Below are 17,310 nucleotides of genomic sequence, written 5' to 3' on the forward strand. Positions count from 1 at the left end.
TGGTGCGCCGTCAGGTTAGGGGAGCCCGGGCGGCGGCGAGCATCGCGGCTTCCTCTCCAGAGAACAGCCGCGAGCGCACATGAAAGCGCAGCCCGGTGCCGTTGTCGAGCGAGAACATGCCGCCGATCCCCTCGACGACGTCGATGACGAGCTGGGTGTGACGCCAGTACTCGAACTGCGACGCGCTGATGTGGAACGGCGCGCCGCCGATGACGCCGAGGCAGATATCGTCAGGGGAAACGACGAAATCCGCCTGCGGGTAGCACATCGGCGCCGAACCGTCGCAGCAGCCGCCCGACTGGTGGAACAGGACCGGGCCGTGACGCGCCGTCAGCTCGGCGATCAGCGCGAGGGCCGATGGCGTCGCGGTCACGCGCGGGATGGAACCCGGACCCGTCATGGTCAGAAGAAGCCGAGCTTCTTCGGGTCGTAGCTAACCAGCATGTTCTTGGTCTGCTGGTAGTGGTCGAGCATCATCCGGTGCGTCTCGCGGCCGATGCCGGACTGCTTGTAGCCGCCGAACGCCGCGTGCGCCGGGTAGAGGTGATAACAGTTGGTCCAGACGCGGCCGGCCTTGATGCCGCGGCCGAAGCGGTAGGCGCGGTTGGCATCGCGCGTCCAGACACCGGCGCCGAGGCCGTAGAGCGTGTCGTTGGCGATGGCGAGCGCCTCGGCCTCGTCCTTGAAGGTCGTCACCGAGACGACGGGGCCGAAGATTTCCTCCTGGAAGATCCGCATCCGGTTGTGGCCGCGGAAGATGGTGGGCTGGACGTAGAACCCGTCCGCGAGCTCGCCGCCGAGCGCGGCGCGGCCGCCGCCGGTGAGCACTTCCGCTCCTTCCTGGCGGCCGATGTCGAGATAGGAGAGGATCTTCTCGACCTGCTCGCTGGAGGCCTGGGCGCCGACCATCGTCGCCGCATCCAGCGGGCTGTCCTGGCGGATCGCCTGCACGCGGGGGACGGCGCGCTCCATGAAGCGGTCGTAGAGGCTTTCATGGATCAGCGCGCGCGACGGGCAGGTGCAGACCTCGCCCTGATTGAGCGCGAACATCGCGAAGCCTTCCAGCGCCTTGTCGAGGAAATCGTCATCCTCGGCGGCGACGTCGGCGAAGAAGATGTTGGGCGACTTGCCGCCGAGCTCCAGCGTGACCGGGATCAGGTTGTGGCTGGCATATTGCATGATCAGCCGGCCGGTCGTGGTCTCGCCGGTGAAGGCGATCTTGGCGATGCGGCTGGAGGAGGCGAGCGGCTTGCCGGCCTCGAGGCCGAAGCCGTTGACGATGTTGAGCACGCCGGGCGGCAGCAGGTCGGCGATCAGCTCGGCGAGGACGAGGATGCTGACCGGGGTCTGCTCGGCCGGCTTGAGGACGACGCAGTTGCCCGCCGCCAGCGCCGGGGCGAGCTTCCAGGCCGCCATCAGGATCGGGAAGTTCCAGGGGATGATCTGGCCGACGACGCCGAGCGGCTCGTGGAAGTGGTAGGCCACGGTGTTGTGGTCGATTTCCGAGAGCGTGCCTTCCTGGGCGCGGATGCAACTCGCGAAATAGCGGAAGTGGTCGATGGCGAGCGGAATGTCGGCCGCGGTGGTCTCGCGGATCGGCTTGCCGTTGTCGACCGTCTCGACATAGGCGAGGAGGGCGAGGTTTTCCTCCATCCGGTCGGCGATGCGGTTGAGCATCAGGGCGCGCTCGGCCGGGGCGGTGCGGCCCCAGGACTCGGCGGCGGCGTGGGCGGCGTCGAGCGCGTGCTCGATATCGACCTCGCTCGACCGGGCGACCTCGGTGAAGGCGTGGCCGGTCACCGGGGTGACGTTGGCGAAGTAGCGGCCCTCGGCCGGGGCGACGAAGCGGCCGCCGATGAAATTGTCGTAGCGGGGCTTGAAGGTGAATCCGCCGGGTGCGGTTCCGGGCGAGGGGCGAATGGCGCCGTCGGGCATTGGTCTTCCTCCGTCCTGCGGCCCGACGTTCCGGGCCGCGCTGGTTGCTTCGCCAGGGAGGACTGCAAGCGCCGTGCCAAGGCCGGGACGCGGCCGAATCCGCCCGCCGGCGTGCCGGGCGCGCCGGGCGCGGGACAGGCGGGACGTCCCGATCGGGGACACTGTCCCAAAACGGGACGTTTCGCATTGTTCCGTTGCATGGCGGGACGACGGGGCATAGTGTCAGGCAAACATGACGACGGCCGCCAGCAGGAGCGCGCCGCGACGATCGAGGAAACGCAGGACGGACTACGCCCATGGACCATCTTTCCACACATCACGACGACAGGTCCGCGCGGTTGCGGGCCGGCAAGGAGCGGCTCTCCGCCGGGCTGCCAGGGGCGGCGCCGAGCCCGCTGCTCGCGCGGTCGTGGCAGCGCTGCGTCAGCGCCGGGCTCGCGCCCGACCGCGCGGCGGGAGAGGCCCCGCATCTCTGCGGCGCCGAGCTGCGCGCGGCACAGGAGCGGGTTTCCGACCTCGCGCTGCGGGCGCGGCCGATCATCGAATATCTCTACGGGCAGATCCGCGATTCCGGCTGCATCGTGCTGCTGTCGGACTGCAACGGCTTCCTGCTCGACGCGGTGGGCGATCCCGGCTTCAGCGGGCGGGCGGCGCGGGTGGCGCTGCAGCCGGGGGCGAGCTGGGCGGAGACGGACCGCGGGACCAACGCCGTCGGCACCGCGCTGATCGAGGCGGCGCCGGTCGTCGTCCACGGCGCGGAGCATTTCCTGGAGCGGAACAATTTCCTCGCCTGCGCCGCCGCCCCCCTCACCGCCTCGACCGGCGAGCTGCTCGGCGTGATCGACATTTCCTGCGACCAGCGGGTGTATCATCCGCACACGTTCGGCCTGGTGCGGGCGGCGGCGCAGATGATCGAGAACCGGATGTTCGAGATGTCACATCTGCGTGACGTGAAGCTGCGCTTCCATGCCTCGCGCCAGGGGGTGGGGACGCTGGCCGAGGGGGTGGTGGCGTTCGGGGCGGACGGCACGCTGCGCGGGGCGAACGGGGCGGCGATGCAGATGCTCGGCCTGCGGCGCGAGGATCTTGGCCAGGTGTCGGCGGTGGAGGTGTTCGAGGAGACGGTGGAGGCGCTGCTGGCGCGCGAGCGGCGCGGCGGCGGCGAGCCGCTGGAGCTGCGGCCGCCGGGCGGCGGACGGGTGTTCCTGCGCGTCGACATGCCGCGGGCGGCGCGGCCGGCGCGGCCGAGGACGATCTGGCCGACCGACGCGCTGGCGGCGCTGGAGACCGGCGATCCGCTGGTGGCGCGGGCGATCGGCCAGGTGCGGCGGGCGCTGGGGCGGGCGATCCCGATCCTGATCCATGGCGAGACCGGGGTGGGCAAGGACGTGATGGCGCGGGCGATCCACGCCGCGGGGCCGCGGCGGGGCGGGCCGTTCGTCGCCGTCAACTGCGCGGCGCTGCCGGAGACGATGATCGAGGCGGAGCTGTTCGGCTACGCGCCCGGCGCCTTTACCGGGGCGCGGCGCGAGGGCGCGCCGGGGCGCATCCGCGAGGCGGCGGACGGCGTGCTGTTCCTCGACGAGATCGGCGACATGCCGCTGGCGATGCAGACCCGGCTGCTGCGGGTGCTGGAGGAGCGGGTGGTGACCCCGCTCGGCGGGCGGCCGGCGCCGGTGGATTTCGCGCTGATCTGCGCGACCAACTGCGACCTGCGCCGGGCGGTGGCCGAGGGGCGGTTCCGCGCCGACCTGTTCTACCGGATCAACGGGCTCGGCGTCGCCCTGCCGCCGCTGCGCCGGCGCACCGACCTCGATGCGCTGGTCGAGCGCATCCTGCGGCTCGATGCGGCGGGGGAGACGGTACGCGGCGTCGCCCCCGGGCTGATGGCGGCGTTCCGGGCGCATGACTGGCCGGGCAATATCCGCCAGCTCGCCAATGTGCTGCGGATCGGCCTGTCGATGTGCGAGGCGGACGAGACGGAGATCGGCTGGGAGCACCTGCCGGACGATATCGCCGAGGAACTGCGCGGCGGCGCCCGGCCGGCGAAGGCGGACGCGCCGGTGGCGGCGGTGGCGCCAGCGCCAGCCGTGCCGGCGGCCTCGCTGCGGGAGGGGGCGGACCAGCTGATCCTGCAGGCGATCGAGGCGGCGGGCGGCAACATGAGCCGGGCGGCGCGGCGGCTCGGGATCAGCCGCAACACGCTCTATCGCCGGCTGGCGCTGATCCGCGAGGATGGCGGCCAGCCGGGCTGAGATTGTACATACAAGTTCAGAGCGCGTCCTCCAGGCGGCGGAGGGCCGCGGCGAAGCGGGATTCGATGGCGGCGCGGGCATCGTGCCGGCCTTCGCGCACAAGGCAGCGCCCGGCGACGTAGACACGGTCGACCAGCCGCGCGCCGCCGGCGAAGATGTAGTGATCGAGCCGGGTTTCGGCGGAGAGCGCGGCGAGGTCGGTGCCGGCGCGGCGGAGCGAGACGAGATCGGCGCGGCAGCCGGGGGCGATGGCGCCGATGGGCTGGGCCAGGGCCTGCGCGCCGCCGGCGAGGGCCGCACGGTAGAGGGCGGCGCCGGTCGAACCGCCGTCGCGCGCCGGGTCGGCGAGGACGAGGCGGCGACGGTCGCGCAGGCGCTGGCTCCATTCGAGCTGGCGCAGCTCGGCGGGGGCCTCGATCGCGACATTCGAATCGGTGCCGACGCCGAAACGCCCGCCGGCATCGATGAAGGTGTTTCCATTGAAGATGCCGTCGCCGAGATCGGCCTCGGTGATCGGGCAGAGGCCGGCGACGGCGCCGGCGCGGGCGAGGCCGGCGGTTTCCTCGGCCGCCATGTGGGTGGCGTGGATCAGGCACCAGCGGGCGTCGACCCCCGCCTCGCGGAGCAGGAATTCGACCGGGCGGGCGCCGAGCGCGGCCTCGACCTCGGCGACCTCGCCGGTCTGCTCGGCGGCGTGGATGTGGAGCGGGCCTTCGGGAAGCAGGCCGGACAGGGCGGCGACATCGGCGGCGCGGGCGGCGCGCAGCGAGTGCGGCGCGGCGCCGAGCACGGCGCCCGGCAGGGCGCGCAGCCGTTCCGCCGTGGCCGCGTGCAGGCGCAGAAACCCGTCGAGATCGGTGATGAAGCGGCGCTGGCCCGGCTCGGGCGGGCGGTTGGGGCCTGCGGCGCTGTAGAGCACCGGCAGCAGGGTGAGGCCGATGCCGGTTTGCGCCGCCGCCTCGATCACCCGCGTGGCGAGCTCGGCGGGATCGGCATAGGGGGCGCCGGCGGAATCGTTGTGCAGGTAATGGAATTCGGCGACCGCGGTGAAGCCGCGCTCGAGCATTTCCATGAAGGCCATGGCGGTGACGGCGGCGATGTCGTCCGGCGGCAGCGCGAGGGCGGTGCGGTACATCACGCCGCGCCAGGACCAGAAATCCTCGGCGGCGGCGCGGCGGCGCTGGGCGAGCGCGGACATCGCCCGCTGGAAGCCGTGGCTGTGCAGGTTGGGCAGGCCGGGCAGCACGCAGCCGGGGACGGTTTCGCGATCGGCCGGCGGGGCATTCGCGGCGAGGCCGGCGATGCGGCCGGACCCGTCGATGTCGAGCGCGACGCCGGATGCCCATCCTTCGGGGAGAAAAGCCTGTTCGAGCCAGAGTCGCCGCATGGTCGGTCCTTTCGGGAATGGGTTGCCATCGTCGTTCGGCTAGTTGTATATACATTTTGTTCGGCGTTGTCAGGAGGGTATCATGCGATGCGACCGGCTGTGGCGGAATGCGCGACTGGCGACCTGCGCGCCGGACCGCCCCGGGCTCGGGGTGGTCGAGGGCGGCGCGGTGGCGAGCCGGGACGGACGGATCGTCTGGGCCGGGCCGGAGGCGGAGATGCCGTCGCTGGAAGCGGCGGAGACAATCGACTGCGCCGGGCGCTGGATCACGCCGGGGCTGGTCGATTGCCACACCCACCTGATTTTCGGCGGCGACCGCTCGGGCGAGTTCGCGCGGCGGCTCGCCGGCGAGAGCTATGAGAGCATCGCCCGCGAAGGCGGCGGCATCCGCGCGACGATGCGGGCGACGAGGGCGCTGGACGAGGCGGCGATGCGGGCGGGCGCCGAGGCGCGGCTGGCTGCCTGGGCGGCGGAGGGGGTGACGACGGTCGAGATCAAGTCGGGCTACGGGCTCGACGAGGCGACGGAACTCGCGATGCTGCGCGCGGCGCGCGCGATCGGCCGGGCGGGGCGGTTCCGCGTCGCCGCCACCTATCTCGGCGCCCACACGATGCCGCCGGAGATGGACCGGGCCGCCTATCTCGATCTCGTGTGCCGGCGGATGATTCCGGCGATCGCCGAGGCGGGGCTGGCGGATGCGGTCGATGCGTTCTGCGAGGAGATCGCCTTCGGCGCCGGGGAGGTTGCGGCGGTGTTCGCCGCGGCGCGGGCGGCGGGGCTGGCGGTGAAGCTGCACGCCGACCAGCGCGCCGAGGGCGGCGGGGCGGCGCTGGCGGCGCGGTTCGGCGCGCTGTCGGCCGATCATCTGGAATATGCCTCGGCCGAGGGAATCGCGGCGATGGCGCGGGCGGGCAGCGTCGCGGTGCTGCTGCCCGGCGCCTATTACGTGCTGCGCGAGGCGAAGCGGCCGGATGTCGCGGCGATGCGCGCGGCGGGATGCCGGATGGCGGTGGCGACCGACTGCAATCCGGGCACCTCGCCGATCGCCTCGCTGCGGCTTTCGGCGCAGATGGCCTGCGTGTTCTTCGGCCTTTCTTTCGAGGAAGCCTGGCTCGGCATCACCCGCCATGCCGCCGATGCGCTCGGGCTCGGCGGCGAATGCGGCGCGATCGACGCAGGGCGGTCGTGCGACCTCGCGATCTGGAGTGTGGACAGCCTCGACCAGGTTCTCGCCTGGGTTGGGCCGGCGCCGCTGGAGCGGCGCGTTCTGAAAGGAGTTGATGCGTGATCATTTCACCGGGGACGATGCGGCTCGCCGACTGGCGGGCGGTGCAGGAGGGGGACGCGGCGCGGCTGGATGCGGGATGCCGCGCGGCGGTGGAGGCGGCGGCGGGATGCGTCGCCGCGATCCTGGAGAGGGACGAGGCGGTTTACGGCATCAATACCGGGTTCGGGCGCCTCGCCTCGACGCGGATCGAGCCGGCGGATCTCGCCACCTTGCAGCGCAATCTCGTGCTGTCGCACGCGGCGGGGGTGGGCGAGGCGCTGCCGGCGCCGATCGTGCGGATGGTGATCGCGCTGAAGCTCGCGAGCCTGGCGCGCGGGGCCTCGGGCGTGCGGTGGGAGACGATCGAGGCGCTGCAGGGCTTGCTCGATCATGACATCCTGCCGGTGATTCCGGCGCAGGGCTCGGTCGGCGCCTCCGGCGATCTCGCGCCGCTCGCGCACATGACCTGCGCGCTGCTCGGCATCGGCGAGGTGCTGGGCGCGGCGGGGCGGGAGGATGCCGCGGCGGCGCTCGGCCGGGCGGGGATGGCGCCGCTGGTGCTCGGCCCGAAGGAGGGGCTGGCGCTGCTGAACGGCACGCAGGTTTCGACCGCGATCGCGCTGACCGGGCTGTTCCGCGCCGAGCGCCTGTGCCGCGCGGCGCTGCTGACCGGGGCGCTGACGACGGATGCGGCGCGGGGGTCGGACGCGCCGTTCGATCCGCGCATCCACGCGCTGCGCGGACATGCGGGGCAGATGGCGGTGGCGGCGGCGCTGCGGACGCTGCTGGCGGGAAGCGGGATTCGCGACTCGCACCGGATCGGCGATCCGCGCGTGCAGGACCCGTATTCGCTGCGCTGCCAGCCGCAGGTGATGGGCGCGGTGTTCGACCTGCTCGGCCAGGCGGGGCGGACGCTGGCGACCGAGGCCAATGGCGTGTCGGACAATCCGCTGGTGTTCGCCGAGACCGGCGAGGTGATTTCGGGCGGCAATTTCCACGCCGAATACGTCGCCTTCGCCGCCGACCAGATCGCGCTGGCGATCGCCGAGGCGGGGTCGCTGGCGGAGCGGCGGATCGCGTTGCTGGTCGATCCCGCGCATTCGGGGCTGCCGGCCTTCCTGACCCGCGCGCCGGGGCTGAACTCGGGCTACATGATTCCGCAGGTGACCGCGGCGGCGCTGGTCGCGGAGAACCGGATGCTGGCGCATCCGGCCAGCGTGGATTCCATCCCGACCTCGGCCAACCAGGAGGACCATGTCTCGATGGCGACGCACGGGGCGATGCGGCTGCTGAGGATGGCGGACAATCTCTCGCATGTCCTGGCGATCGAGTATCTGATGGCGGCGCAGGGGATCGACCTGCTCGCCCCGCTCGCGACCAGCGCGCCGCTCGGGCGGATGCACGCGGTGCTGCGGGAGAGCGTGCCGGTGCTCGGCGAGGACCGGCTGATGGCGCCGGACATCGCGCGGGCGCGGGCGCTGATCGAGAGCGGCGCCGCCGAGCGGGCGGCGGGATGCGACGCGCTGCCGGAGCTCGACGCGTGAGCGCCCCCTCCCCTGCCCCGTTCATCGAGCTGCGGCGGGGTGCCGCACCGCTGCTGGTCAGCATTCCGCATACGGGGACCGAAATTCCCGAGGCGCTGGCGGGGGATTTCGTCTCGTCCTGGCAGGCGCTGCGGGATGCGGACTGGTGGATCGACCGGCTCTACGATTTCGCGCCCGGGCTCGATGCGACGGTGATCCGCACGCGGATCTCGCGCAGCGTGATCGACGTCAACCGCGATCCGTCCGGCGCCTCGCTCTATCCGGGCCAGGCGACGACGGGGCTATGCCCGACCACGGATTTCGACGGCGCGCCGCTCTATCGCGACGGGCGGGAGCCGGACGAGGCGGAAATCGCAAGGCGCCGGCAGGCGTATCACGATCCCTATCACGATGTTATCGCAGGCGAGATCGCGCGGCTGCGGGCGCTGCACGGGCGGGTCGTGCTGTATGACTGCCACTCGATCCGCTCGGTGATTCCGCGACTGTTCGAGGGCGAGCTGCCGGTCTGCAATATCGGCACCGATCGCGGGCGGGCGGCCGATCCGCGACTTGCGGCACGGATCGCCGGACGTTGCGCCGAGGCGGGGTTCAGCCACGTTTCTAACGGGCGGTTTGTCGGCGGCTGGATCACGCGCCATCACGGCGCGCCGGCCGAAGGCGTGCATGCGGTGCAGATGGAACTCGCCTGCCGCGGCTACATGGAGGAGCCGTCAGCGCCCAGTGCGGCGAACTGGCCGGCGCCGTACGATCCGGCACGGGCGGCGACGCTGCGCTCCGTGCTGGAACAGATTTTGCGCGACTGCGTCGATTTCGCGAACTCGAAGGAATGAACAGGATGAATCGTCGTCTCGACAATGCGCGGACGATCCGCGCGCCGCATGGCAGCGATCTCAGCGCCCGGTCCTGGCTGACCGAGGCGCCGCTCAGGATGCTGATGAACAACCTCGACCCCGATGTCGCGGAGCGGCCGGAGGAACTCGTCGTCTATGGTGGGATCGGCCGGGCGGCGCGGGACTGGGAGAGTTTCGACCGCATTCTCGGCGCGCTGCGCGACCTCGGGCCGGAGGAGACGCTGCTGGTGCAGTCGGGCAAGCCGGTCGGCGTGTTCCGCACCCATGCGGACGCGCCGCGCGTGCTGATCGCCAATTCCAACCTGGTGCCGAACTGGGCGAACTGGCAGCATTTCCACGAACTCGATCGCAAGGGCCTGATGATGTACGGCCAGATGACGGCGGGGTCGTGGATCTATATCGGCTCGCAGGGCATCGTGCAGGGCACGTATGAGACCTTCGTCGAGGCCGGGCGGCAGCATTACGGCGGCGATCTCGCCGGGCGGTGGATCCTGACCGGCGGGCTCGGCGGCATGGGCGGGGCGCAGCCGCTGGCGGCGACGATGGCCGGGGCCTCGATGATCGCGGTGGAGTGCACGCCCTCGCGCATCGAGATGCGGCTGCGCACGCGCTATCTCGACCGCCGGGCCGACACGCTCGACGAGGCGCTGGCGATGCTGGAGGCGGCGAAGCGCGACGGAAAACCGGTCTCGATCGGGCTGCTCGGCAATGCCGCGGAGGTGTTTCCCGAACTCGTCCGCCGCGGCATCCGCCCGGATATCGTGACCGACCAGACCTCGGCGCATGATCCGGTGAACGGCTACCTGCCGGCGGGATGGACGCTGGAGCACTGGGCGGCGATGCGCGAGCGCGACCCCGAGGCGGTGGCGCTGGCGGCGAAGCGGTCGATGGCCGGGCAGGTGCGGGCGATGCTCGATTTCTGGCGGATGGGGATTCCGGTGCTCGACTACGGCAACAACATCCGCGCCATGGCGCAGGAGATGGGGGTGGCCGACGCGTTCGACTTTCCGGGCTTCGTGCCGGCCTATATCCGGCCGCTGTTCTGCCGGGGGATCGGGCCGTTCCGCTGGGCGGCGCTGTCGGGCGACCCCGAGGACATCTACCGGACGGACGCGAAGGTGAAGGAGCTGATCCCCGACGATCCGCATCTGCATCACTGGCTCGACATGGCGCGCGAGTGGATCGCCTTCCAGGGCCTGCCGGCGCGGATCTGCTGGGTGGGGCTCGGGCAGCGGCACCGGCTCGGCCTCGCGTTCAACGAGATGGTGGCGCGGGGCGAGCTGTCGGCGCCGGTGGTGATCGGGCGGGACCATCTCGATTCCGGCTCGGTCGCCAGCCCCAACCGCGAGACCGAGGCGATGCGCGACGGGTCGGACGCGGTGTCGGACTGGCCGCTGCTCAACGCGCTGCTCAACTGCGCCTCGGGGGCGACCTGGGTCTCGCTGCATCACGGCGGCGGGGTCGGGATGGGGTATTCGCAGCATGCGGGGATGGTGATCGTCGCCGACGGCACCGAGGCGGCGGCGAAGCGGCTGGAGCGGGTGCTGTGGAACGACCCGGCGACCGGGGTGATGCGCCATGCCGATGCCGGCTACGACATCGCCATCGACTGCGCGCGGGAGAACGGGCTGAACCTGCCGGGGATCACCGGCTGAGCTTCAGGGGGCGGCCGGGCCGTCCGGCCGGTCGCCCATCGAGGAGCGGGTGCCGAGCGCGTAGCGGGCGCCGGGGTGGATGAACTCGGTCTGGGTGGCGGGAAGCCCGCCGCTCCAGGTGCGGCGGAGGACGACGAGGCAGGCCTGCTCCTCGTCGCGCCCGATCTCGAGCAGCGCGCGGATCTCGGGCGAGGGCGTGGTCGCGTAGACGACGTGCTCGGTCTCGGTCGCCGGGCCGAGGCGGAGGAGATAGGCGGCGACGGTCTCCTTCGTGAAATCCTGTTCGAGGAAATCCGGGGCGAAGCGGGGCGAGACCAGCCGGTCCTCGATCTGCACCGGCACGTCGTCCTCGTAATGCAGCAGGGTGGCGTGGAAGATGCGCGCGCCGGGGCGCAGGCCGAAGGCGAGCGCCTGGTCGGCGCGGGCGCGGGTGGCTTCCTGGGCGAGGACGCGGACGCGGTGGCGGTGGCCGGAGGCGACGATCTCATCGGAGATGTCGCGGATTTCGAGCCATTCGAGGCGCGGGCGCGGCGGCGCGGCGAAGCTGCCCCTGCCCTGCACGCGAGCGACGAGGCCGGCGGCGGAGAGTTCGCGCAGGGCGCGATGCGCCGTCATCCGCGAGACGCCGAATTCGGCCATCAGCTCGTGCTCGGAGGGCAGGCGGCCGCCGGGGCCGATCTGGCCGCTGGCGATGCGCTCGACGATCGCCTCCTTCACCCGGGCGTAGAGCGGCACCCGCGCGGCGGGTTCGCGATCGGGAGGCGCCATGGTCAGACCAGCGCCGGCACGGCGGCGGCGACCCGCGCGAGGATGCGGGTGAGGCTCGCCTGCAGCGCGGCGAAGCCGGGCAGGCGGAGCATCGTCGCCTCGTCCATGTAGAGGGCGCGGGCGATCTCGATCTGCACGACATGGACGTGCTCGCGCGGGCGGCCGTAGTGGCGGGTGACGTAGCCGCCGGCATAGGGATCGTTGCGGCGGATCGCGAAGCCCTCGCCGCGCAGGGCCTGCTCGACCAGCTGCACGACCGGGCGGGCGCAGGAGGCGCCGTGCAGGTCGCCCACCACGATGTCCGGCCCGTGGCCGTGCGGCAGGCCGGGCGGGCGCGGCATCGAATGGATGTCGAGCAGGAGGCAGGCGCCGAAGGCGGCGCGGGTTTCGGCGATGAGCCCGGCCAGGGCGGCGTGATAGGGGCGCCAGCAGGCCTCGATCCGCGCCTGCGCCTCGGCGAAGCGGAGCTTGCGGCGGTAGATCGGCTCGCCGGAGGCGACGACGCGGGCGATGGTGCCAAGGCCGGCGGCGACGCGGGGGCTGGTGGCGTTCACATAGGGCGGCAGGGCGTCCTCGAACATCGCGGGGTCGAGTTCCCAGGGCTCGCGGTTGACGTCGCACCAGGCGCGGGGGAAGCGGGCGGCGAGCAGCGGCAGGCCGAGGCCGGGGGCGCCGGCGCACAGCTCGTCGACGAAGCCGTCCTCGCTCTTGCGCAGGGCGCGGGCGTCGAGCCGGGAGAGGGCGAGGAAATCCGGCGCGTAGGCGCGGCCGGAATGCGGCGAGGCGACCACGACCGGGGCGGACTGGCGCGGCGGACGGGTGAGGACGCAGGGGGGCAGCTCCCCGTCGGCGCAGGCGGCGGCGTCTTGTTCGGGGCGCGGGGGAACCAGATCCATGACAAAATCATAAAGCCGATGCGGCCGCGCCCGGTCAATGATATGAACGCGCGGTTGGACAGGCAGGAACGGACCCAGGCCATGAACGAAATTCTCGTCGTCACCGTCAACGAGGTGGCCAATGCCAGGATCGCCCGGGTGGTCGGCCCGGTCTATGGCACCTCGATCCGCAGCCGGACCATCGTGGGCAACATGCTCGGCGGCATCCGCGCGATTTTCGGCGGTTCGCAGGAGGGCTACATCGCCATGGTCAACCAGACGCGGGACGAGGCGATCGCGGCGCTGAAGGCGCATGCCGCCTCGCTCGGCGCCAATGCGGTGATCGGGATGCGGTTCGATTCCGGGGAGTTCGACGCCGGCCAGGGCCAGGCGATGAACGAGGTCACCGCCTATGGGACGGCGGTGATCCTCGAAGCGGTCATGTGATCATTTCTGCGCCGGCAGGCCGGCGGCGGCGAAGAGCCGGGCGCGCAGGGCCGGGTTCTGCCGGGCCTCGGCCAGCACCTGGTCGTATTGCCGCACGGTGAGGCCCTGCGCGGTGATGGCGGTGGTGGCCTTGTCCTTGGCCGAGGCGATCAGGCGCTGCTTGCCGGCGGGATCGGTCGTGTGGGCGAGCTTCGCGCCGTAGCTGTGGTTGATCTCGAGCACCTGGTGCAGGGCCTTGCCGGCCCTGGCGATGGTTTGCGGCGATGCGGACGGCGCCGCGGACATCGACCCGGTGGTGGGCGCGGGCGCGGCGGCGGCGGGGCTGCCGGTCGCCGCCAAAGCCGGCGCGCCCGCCATCGCGGCGGCGATCAGGGCAACGGCGCTGGCGCGGAAAAGGGTTCGGTCTGTCATGGGCATGACCTCCTGTACTGGACGGCCGGGGAGCGGCCGCGAGCGTCACGGCCGCGGGGCGGACGTGGGCTGGGCGGCCGAGGAGCGGCCGCCTTCCTCACGAGAAGATGAGGACCCGGCAGGATGAGGCAAGTTTCGATTCGTTTAGTTACGAATTCGATTCATGCCGCCTTCGACTGGTCGATAATGCGTTGCAGGTTCGATATTATGTCGCGGGCCGCGGCGAGGCGGGCCTTCACGTCCATCTCGCGGACCATGACCAGCTTGTGGTCCGGGCGCAGGCGGAGCAGGCCGGCGCGGGTGGCGAGCCAGGCGACGAGGCCGCCGGGATTGGCGAATGCGTTGCCGCGGAAGGCGACGACCATGCCCTTCGGCCCGGCCTCCAGCTTCTCGACGCCGACGGCGCGGCAGGCGCGCTTCAGCGCCACCGTGGCGAGGAGGTTTTCCACCTCCTCGGGCATCGGGCCGAAACGGTCGACCAGCTCGGCGGCGAGCGCCTCGCTCTCGGCATCGGTCGCGAGTCCGCCGATGCGGCGGTAGAGGCCGAGGCGGACCGGCAGGTCGGCCACATAGGCTTCGGGGATGAGGACGGGCAGGCCGAGGCTGATATTCGGCGTCCAGTCCCGCGCGGCCTCGCGCGATTCGCTGCCGCCGGCCGCGCGCAGTTCGGCCACCGCATCCTCCAGCATCTGCTGGTAGAGCTCGATGCCGACCTCGCGGATATGGCCGGACTGTTCGTCGCCCAGCAGGTTGCCGGCGCCGCGCAGGTCGAGATCGTGCGAGGCGAGGGTGAAGCCGGCGCCGAGCGTGTCGAGCGTCTGCATCACTTCGAGGCGCTTCTGCGAGGAGGCGGCGAGCGTGTGCGAGGCGGGCCAGGTGAGATAGGCGTAGCCGCGCTGCTTGCCGCGGCCGACGCGGCCGCGCAGCTGGTAGAGCTGGCCGAGGCCGAAGAGATCGGCGCGCCAGATCAGGATCGTGTTCACCGCCGGCATGTCGAGCCCGGATTCGACGATGTTGGTGGCGAGCAGGACGTCGTGCTTGCCTTCGCTGAACTCGGTCATCACCCGCTCGATCTCGGTCGGCGGCAGGCGGCCATGGGCGGTGGCGGTGCGCAGGTCCGGCGCGATCTCGGCCAGGCGCTCGCGCATCCGGTCGATATCCTCGATATGCGGGACGACGCAGAAGATCTGCCCGCCGCGGAAGCGCTCGCGGGCGATGGCCTCGCGGATCACCAGCTTGTCCCACGGCATGATGAAGGTGCGCACGGCGAGACGGTCGACCGGCGGGGTGGTGATCAGCGAGAGGTCGCGCACGCCGGTCAGCGCGAGCTGGAGGGTGCGGGGGATCGGCGTCGCGGTCAGGGTGAGGACGTGGATGTCCGCCTTGAGCTGCTTCAGCCGTTCCTTGTGGGCGACGCCGAAATGCTGCTCCTCGTCGACGATCAGCAGCGCGAGGTCGGCGAAGGCGATCGTTTTCGACAGCAGCGCATGGGTGCCGACGACGATGTTCACCGTGCCGTCGGCGAGGCCGGCCTTCACCTTCGCGGTATCCTTGGCGGAGACGAGGCGGGAGAGCTGCTCGACGCGGATGGGCAGGCCGGCGAAGCGCTCGGAGAACAGGCGGTAGTGCTGGCGGGCGAGCAGCGTGGTCGGCACCACCACGGCGACCTGGGCGCCGGACATCGCGGCGATGAAGGCGGCGCGGAGCGCGACCTCGGTCTTGCCGAAGCCGACATCGCCGCAGACCAGCCGGTCCATCGGCTTGCCGGCGGCGAGATCTTCCATCACGTCGGCGATGGCGCGAGCCTGGTCCTCGGTTTCGGTGTAGGGGAAGCGGGCGCAGAATTCGGCGAAGGCGCCGTCATCGGCGGCGAGGATCGCGGCGTCGTGCAGCTTGCGCTCGGCGGCGATGCGGATGAGGCCGGCCGCCATGTCGCGGATGCGGTTGCGGGCCTTGGCCTTGCGCGCCTGCCAGGAGGCGCCGCCCAGGCGGTCGAGCCCGACGCCGGCGGTCTCGCTGCCGAAGCGGGAGAGCATGTCGATGTTCTCGACCGGCAGGAAGAGCTTCTGGTCGCCATCATAGAGGATGCGCAGGCAGTCATGCGGCGCGCCCTCGACGCTCAGCGTCACCAGCCCGTCATAGCGGCCGATGCCGTGATCCTGATGCACGACGAGATCGCCCTCGGCGATTTCGGTAGCGTCGGCGATGAACTGGTCGGCGCGCTGGCGGCGGCGCGGCGGGCGGGCGATGCGCTGGCCGAGCAGGTCCTGCTCGGCGACGATGGCGAGATCGTCGGCGACATAGCCGCGTTCGAGACCGAGGACGGCGAGCAGCACGGCGTCGCCCTGGGCGATGCGGGCCTCGGCGGCGTTGTCGATCGGGATCGAGCGCATGCCGTGGTCGCGCAGCAGGGCGGCGAGACGGTCGCGCGAGCCGGCGGACCAGGCGGCGAGGACGACGCGGCGCCCGGCCTCGCGCCAGCGGGCGGCGAGCAGGCGGAATTCCTCATAGACCGAGGCGATGCCCTGGGCGGAGGCGAGGATGGCGCCGGGGCGGCCGCCGGCTTCCACGCCCTCGGCGCCCTCGGGCCGGGAGAAGGGCGAGAACACGGTTGCCCCGCGGGCGCGGAGCAGCGCATCGAGGCCGGCGCGGTCGAGATAGAGGCGCGCGGGCGCGACCGGCCGGTACGGCGCCTCGCCGGCGCGGGGCGGGGCGGAGCGGGCCTCGTAGTGATCGGCGATCATCTCGAAGCGGGCGGCGGCGGCCTCCTCGGCCTGGTGGTCGAGGCTGATGGCGGCACCGGGCGCATAGTCGAACACGGTTTCCATCGTCGCGCAGAAGAGCGGCGCGAAATGCTCCATGCCGGGATGGCGGCGGCCCTCGGAGACCGATTCGTAGAGCGGGTCGGTCAGCGCCTCGGCGCCGAACAGCTCGCGGAAGCCGGTGCGGAAGCGGCTGATCGAGTCGGCGTCGAGCGGGAGTTCGGAGGCGGGGCGGAAGGTGAGCGAGGGCAGCGCCTCGCCGCTGCGCTGGGTGCCGGGATCGAAGCGGCGGAGCGTGTCCACCGTGTCGCCGAACAGGTCGATGCGGGCCGGCGCCGGCTCGCCGGAGGGCCAGACATCGAAAATGCCGCCGCGCACGGCGAAGTCGCCCGGCTCCATGACGGTGCCGACGCGGTGATAGCCGCGCTGTTCGAGGAAGCGGGCGAGATCGTCCGGCGGGGCGGCGCCGCCGGGGGCGATGGTGCGGCTGGCATCGGCGAAGCGCGCGCGCGGCGGGGTGCGCTGGACCGCGGCGTTCACCGTGGTCAGCACGATGCGGGTGCCCTTCGCCGGTTCCAGCAGCCGGGCCAGGGCGGCGACGCGGTCGGCCACGATCGCCGGGTTGGGCGAGACGCGGTCGTAGGGCAGGCAGTCCCAGGCGGGGAAGCGGATGATCTCGGCGGCGGGGGCGAAGAAGGCGAGCGCGTCCTCCAGCCGGGCGAGGCGGGCATCGTCGCGCGCGATGTGCAGCACCGTGCCCGCCTCGGCGGCGCGGCGGGCGATCAGGTCGGCGTCGAACCCTTCCGGCGCGCCGTAGACGGTGAGCAGGCTCATCGCCCGCGCTTGGCGCCGAACTCGCCCTGGGCGATCTCCGCCGCCTCGTCGCGGATGCGGCGGAGCATGTCCGACTCCGCCTCGGCCGGGACCGGCTTGCGGCCGGTCAGCCAGTCGGCCAGCTCGGCATCGGGGTGTTCCATCACCGCCTCCAGCGCGTCGAGCGCCTCATCGTCCATCCCGTCGATGTATTTGCGGGCGAAGCCGCCGATCATCAGGTCGTTCTCGTAGGTGCCGCGATGGGTCGCGCGGTAGAGCAGCCGGCGGCGGCGCTGGATGAGCGCCTCGGACGATACTTCGGTCATGATGGCTTGCGATA

The 17,310-nt window shown here is 72.0% G+C and carries 14 protein-coding genes; 6 read left to right on the plus strand and 8 right to left on the minus strand.

The window, feature by feature from the left end; all coding sequences use genetic code 11:
* Positions 1–10: 10 nt before the first annotated feature.
* Together ACRY_RS11150 and adh are read right to left on the minus strand one after the other, a co-directional pair.
* Positions 11–400, minus strand: coding sequence for a DUF779 domain-containing protein (locus ACRY_RS11150; RefSeq protein WP_043509159.1), 390 nt, complete (start codon positions 398–400; stop codon positions 11–13).
* Positions 401–402: 2 nt separating this feature from the next.
* Positions 403–1,935: an aldehyde dehydrogenase gene (gene adh, locus ACRY_RS11155; protein ID WP_011942458.1), complete on the minus strand. Its 1,533-nt coding sequence runs from the start codon at positions 1,933–1,935 to the stop codon at positions 403–405.
* Positions 1,936–2,231: 296 nt separating this feature from the next.
* Here adh and ACRY_RS11160 point away from each other — a divergent pair, with 296 nt between their 5' ends.
* On the plus strand, positions 2,232–4,190 hold the full coding sequence (locus ACRY_RS11160) for a sigma-54-dependent Fis family transcriptional regulator (RefSeq protein WP_011942459.1): 1,959 nt from the start codon (positions 2,232–2,234) through the stop codon (positions 4,188–4,190).
* Positions 4,191–4,206: 16 nt separating this feature from the next.
* On the opposite strand, the gene ACRY_RS11165 is transcribed toward ACRY_RS11160, so the two are convergent.
* Positions 4,207–5,577 (minus strand): formimidoylglutamate deiminase, encoded by a 1,371-nt coding sequence (locus ACRY_RS11165; protein WP_011942460.1) that lies wholly within the window; start codon positions 5,575–5,577, stop codon positions 4,207–4,209.
* Between the two features lie 82 nt (positions 5,578–5,659).
* Between ACRY_RS11165 and hutI the strand changes: the two genes are divergently transcribed.
* Genes hutI through hutU form a run of 4 tightly spaced genes read left to right on the plus strand, consistent with a single transcriptional unit; the run spans position 5,660 to position 10,894 of the window.
* Complete coding sequence (hutI, locus tag ACRY_RS11170) at positions 5,660–6,865, plus strand: imidazolonepropionase (RefSeq protein ID WP_011942461.1); 1,206 nt, start codon at positions 5,660–5,662, stop codon at positions 6,863–6,865.
* Positions 6,862–8,388 (plus strand): histidine ammonia-lyase, encoded by a 1,527-nt coding sequence (gene hutH / locus ACRY_RS11175; RefSeq protein WP_007422583.1) that lies wholly within the window; start codon positions 6,862–6,864, stop codon positions 8,386–8,388. The genes hutI and hutH overlap by 4 nt, the downstream gene beginning before the upstream one ends.
* Positions 8,385–9,218 (plus strand): N-formylglutamate deformylase, encoded by an 834-nt coding sequence (gene hutG / locus ACRY_RS11180; RefSeq protein WP_011942462.1) that lies wholly within the window; start codon positions 8,385–8,387, stop codon positions 9,216–9,218. Before hutH ends, hutG begins: the two co-directional genes overlap by 4 nt.
* Positions 9,219–9,223: 5 nt before the next feature.
* Entirely contained in the window at positions 9,224–10,894 is a 1,671-nt protein-coding gene (gene hutU / locus ACRY_RS11185; protein WP_011942463.1) for a urocanate hydratase, read from the plus strand.
* A gap of 3 nt (positions 10,895–10,897) precedes the next feature.
* On the opposite strand, the gene hutC is transcribed toward hutU, so the two are convergent.
* Complete coding sequence (gene hutC, locus ACRY_RS11190; protein ID WP_007422586.1) at positions 10,898–11,662, minus strand: histidine utilization repressor; 765 nt, start codon at positions 11,660–11,662, stop codon at positions 10,898–10,900.
* Between the two features lie 2 nt (positions 11,663–11,664).
* Positions 11,665–12,558: an N-formylglutamate amidohydrolase gene (locus ACRY_RS11195; protein ID WP_011942464.1), complete on the minus strand. Its 894-nt coding sequence runs from the start codon at positions 12,556–12,558 to the stop codon at positions 11,665–11,667.
* Positions 12,559–12,639: 81 nt separating this feature from the next.
* On the opposite strand from ACRY_RS11195, the gene ACRY_RS11200 reads away from it, so the two are divergent.
* Entirely contained in the window at positions 12,640–12,984 is a 345-nt protein-coding gene (locus ACRY_RS11200) for a YbjQ family protein (protein WP_011942465.1), read from the plus strand.
* Here ACRY_RS11200 and ACRY_RS11205 read toward each other — a convergent pair whose 3' ends face one another.
* The 3 genes from ACRY_RS11205 to ACRY_RS11215 form a co-directional block, all read right to left on the minus strand.
* Positions 12,985–13,395 (minus strand): DUF4168 domain-containing protein, encoded by a 411-nt coding sequence (locus ACRY_RS11205; protein WP_011942466.1) that lies wholly within the window; start codon positions 13,393–13,395, stop codon positions 12,985–12,987.
* Between the two features lie 161 nt (positions 13,396–13,556).
* Positions 13,557–16,991, minus strand: coding sequence for a transcription-repair coupling factor (gene mfd, locus ACRY_RS11210; protein WP_007422886.1), 3,435 nt, complete (start codon positions 16,989–16,991; stop codon positions 13,557–13,559).
* Positions 16,988–17,296, minus strand: a complete 309-nt coding sequence (locus tag ACRY_RS11215) for a succinate dehydrogenase assembly factor 2 (RefSeq protein WP_013640192.1) — start codon at positions 17,294–17,296, stop codon at positions 16,988–16,990. Before ACRY_RS11215 ends, mfd begins: the two co-directional genes overlap by 4 nt.
* Positions 17,297–17,310: the final 14 nt, after the last annotated feature.

The organism is Acidiphilium cryptum JF-5 (assembly GCF_000016725.1).
GTDB lineage: Bacteria > Pseudomonadota > Alphaproteobacteria > Acetobacterales > Acetobacteraceae > Acidiphilium > Acidiphilium multivorum.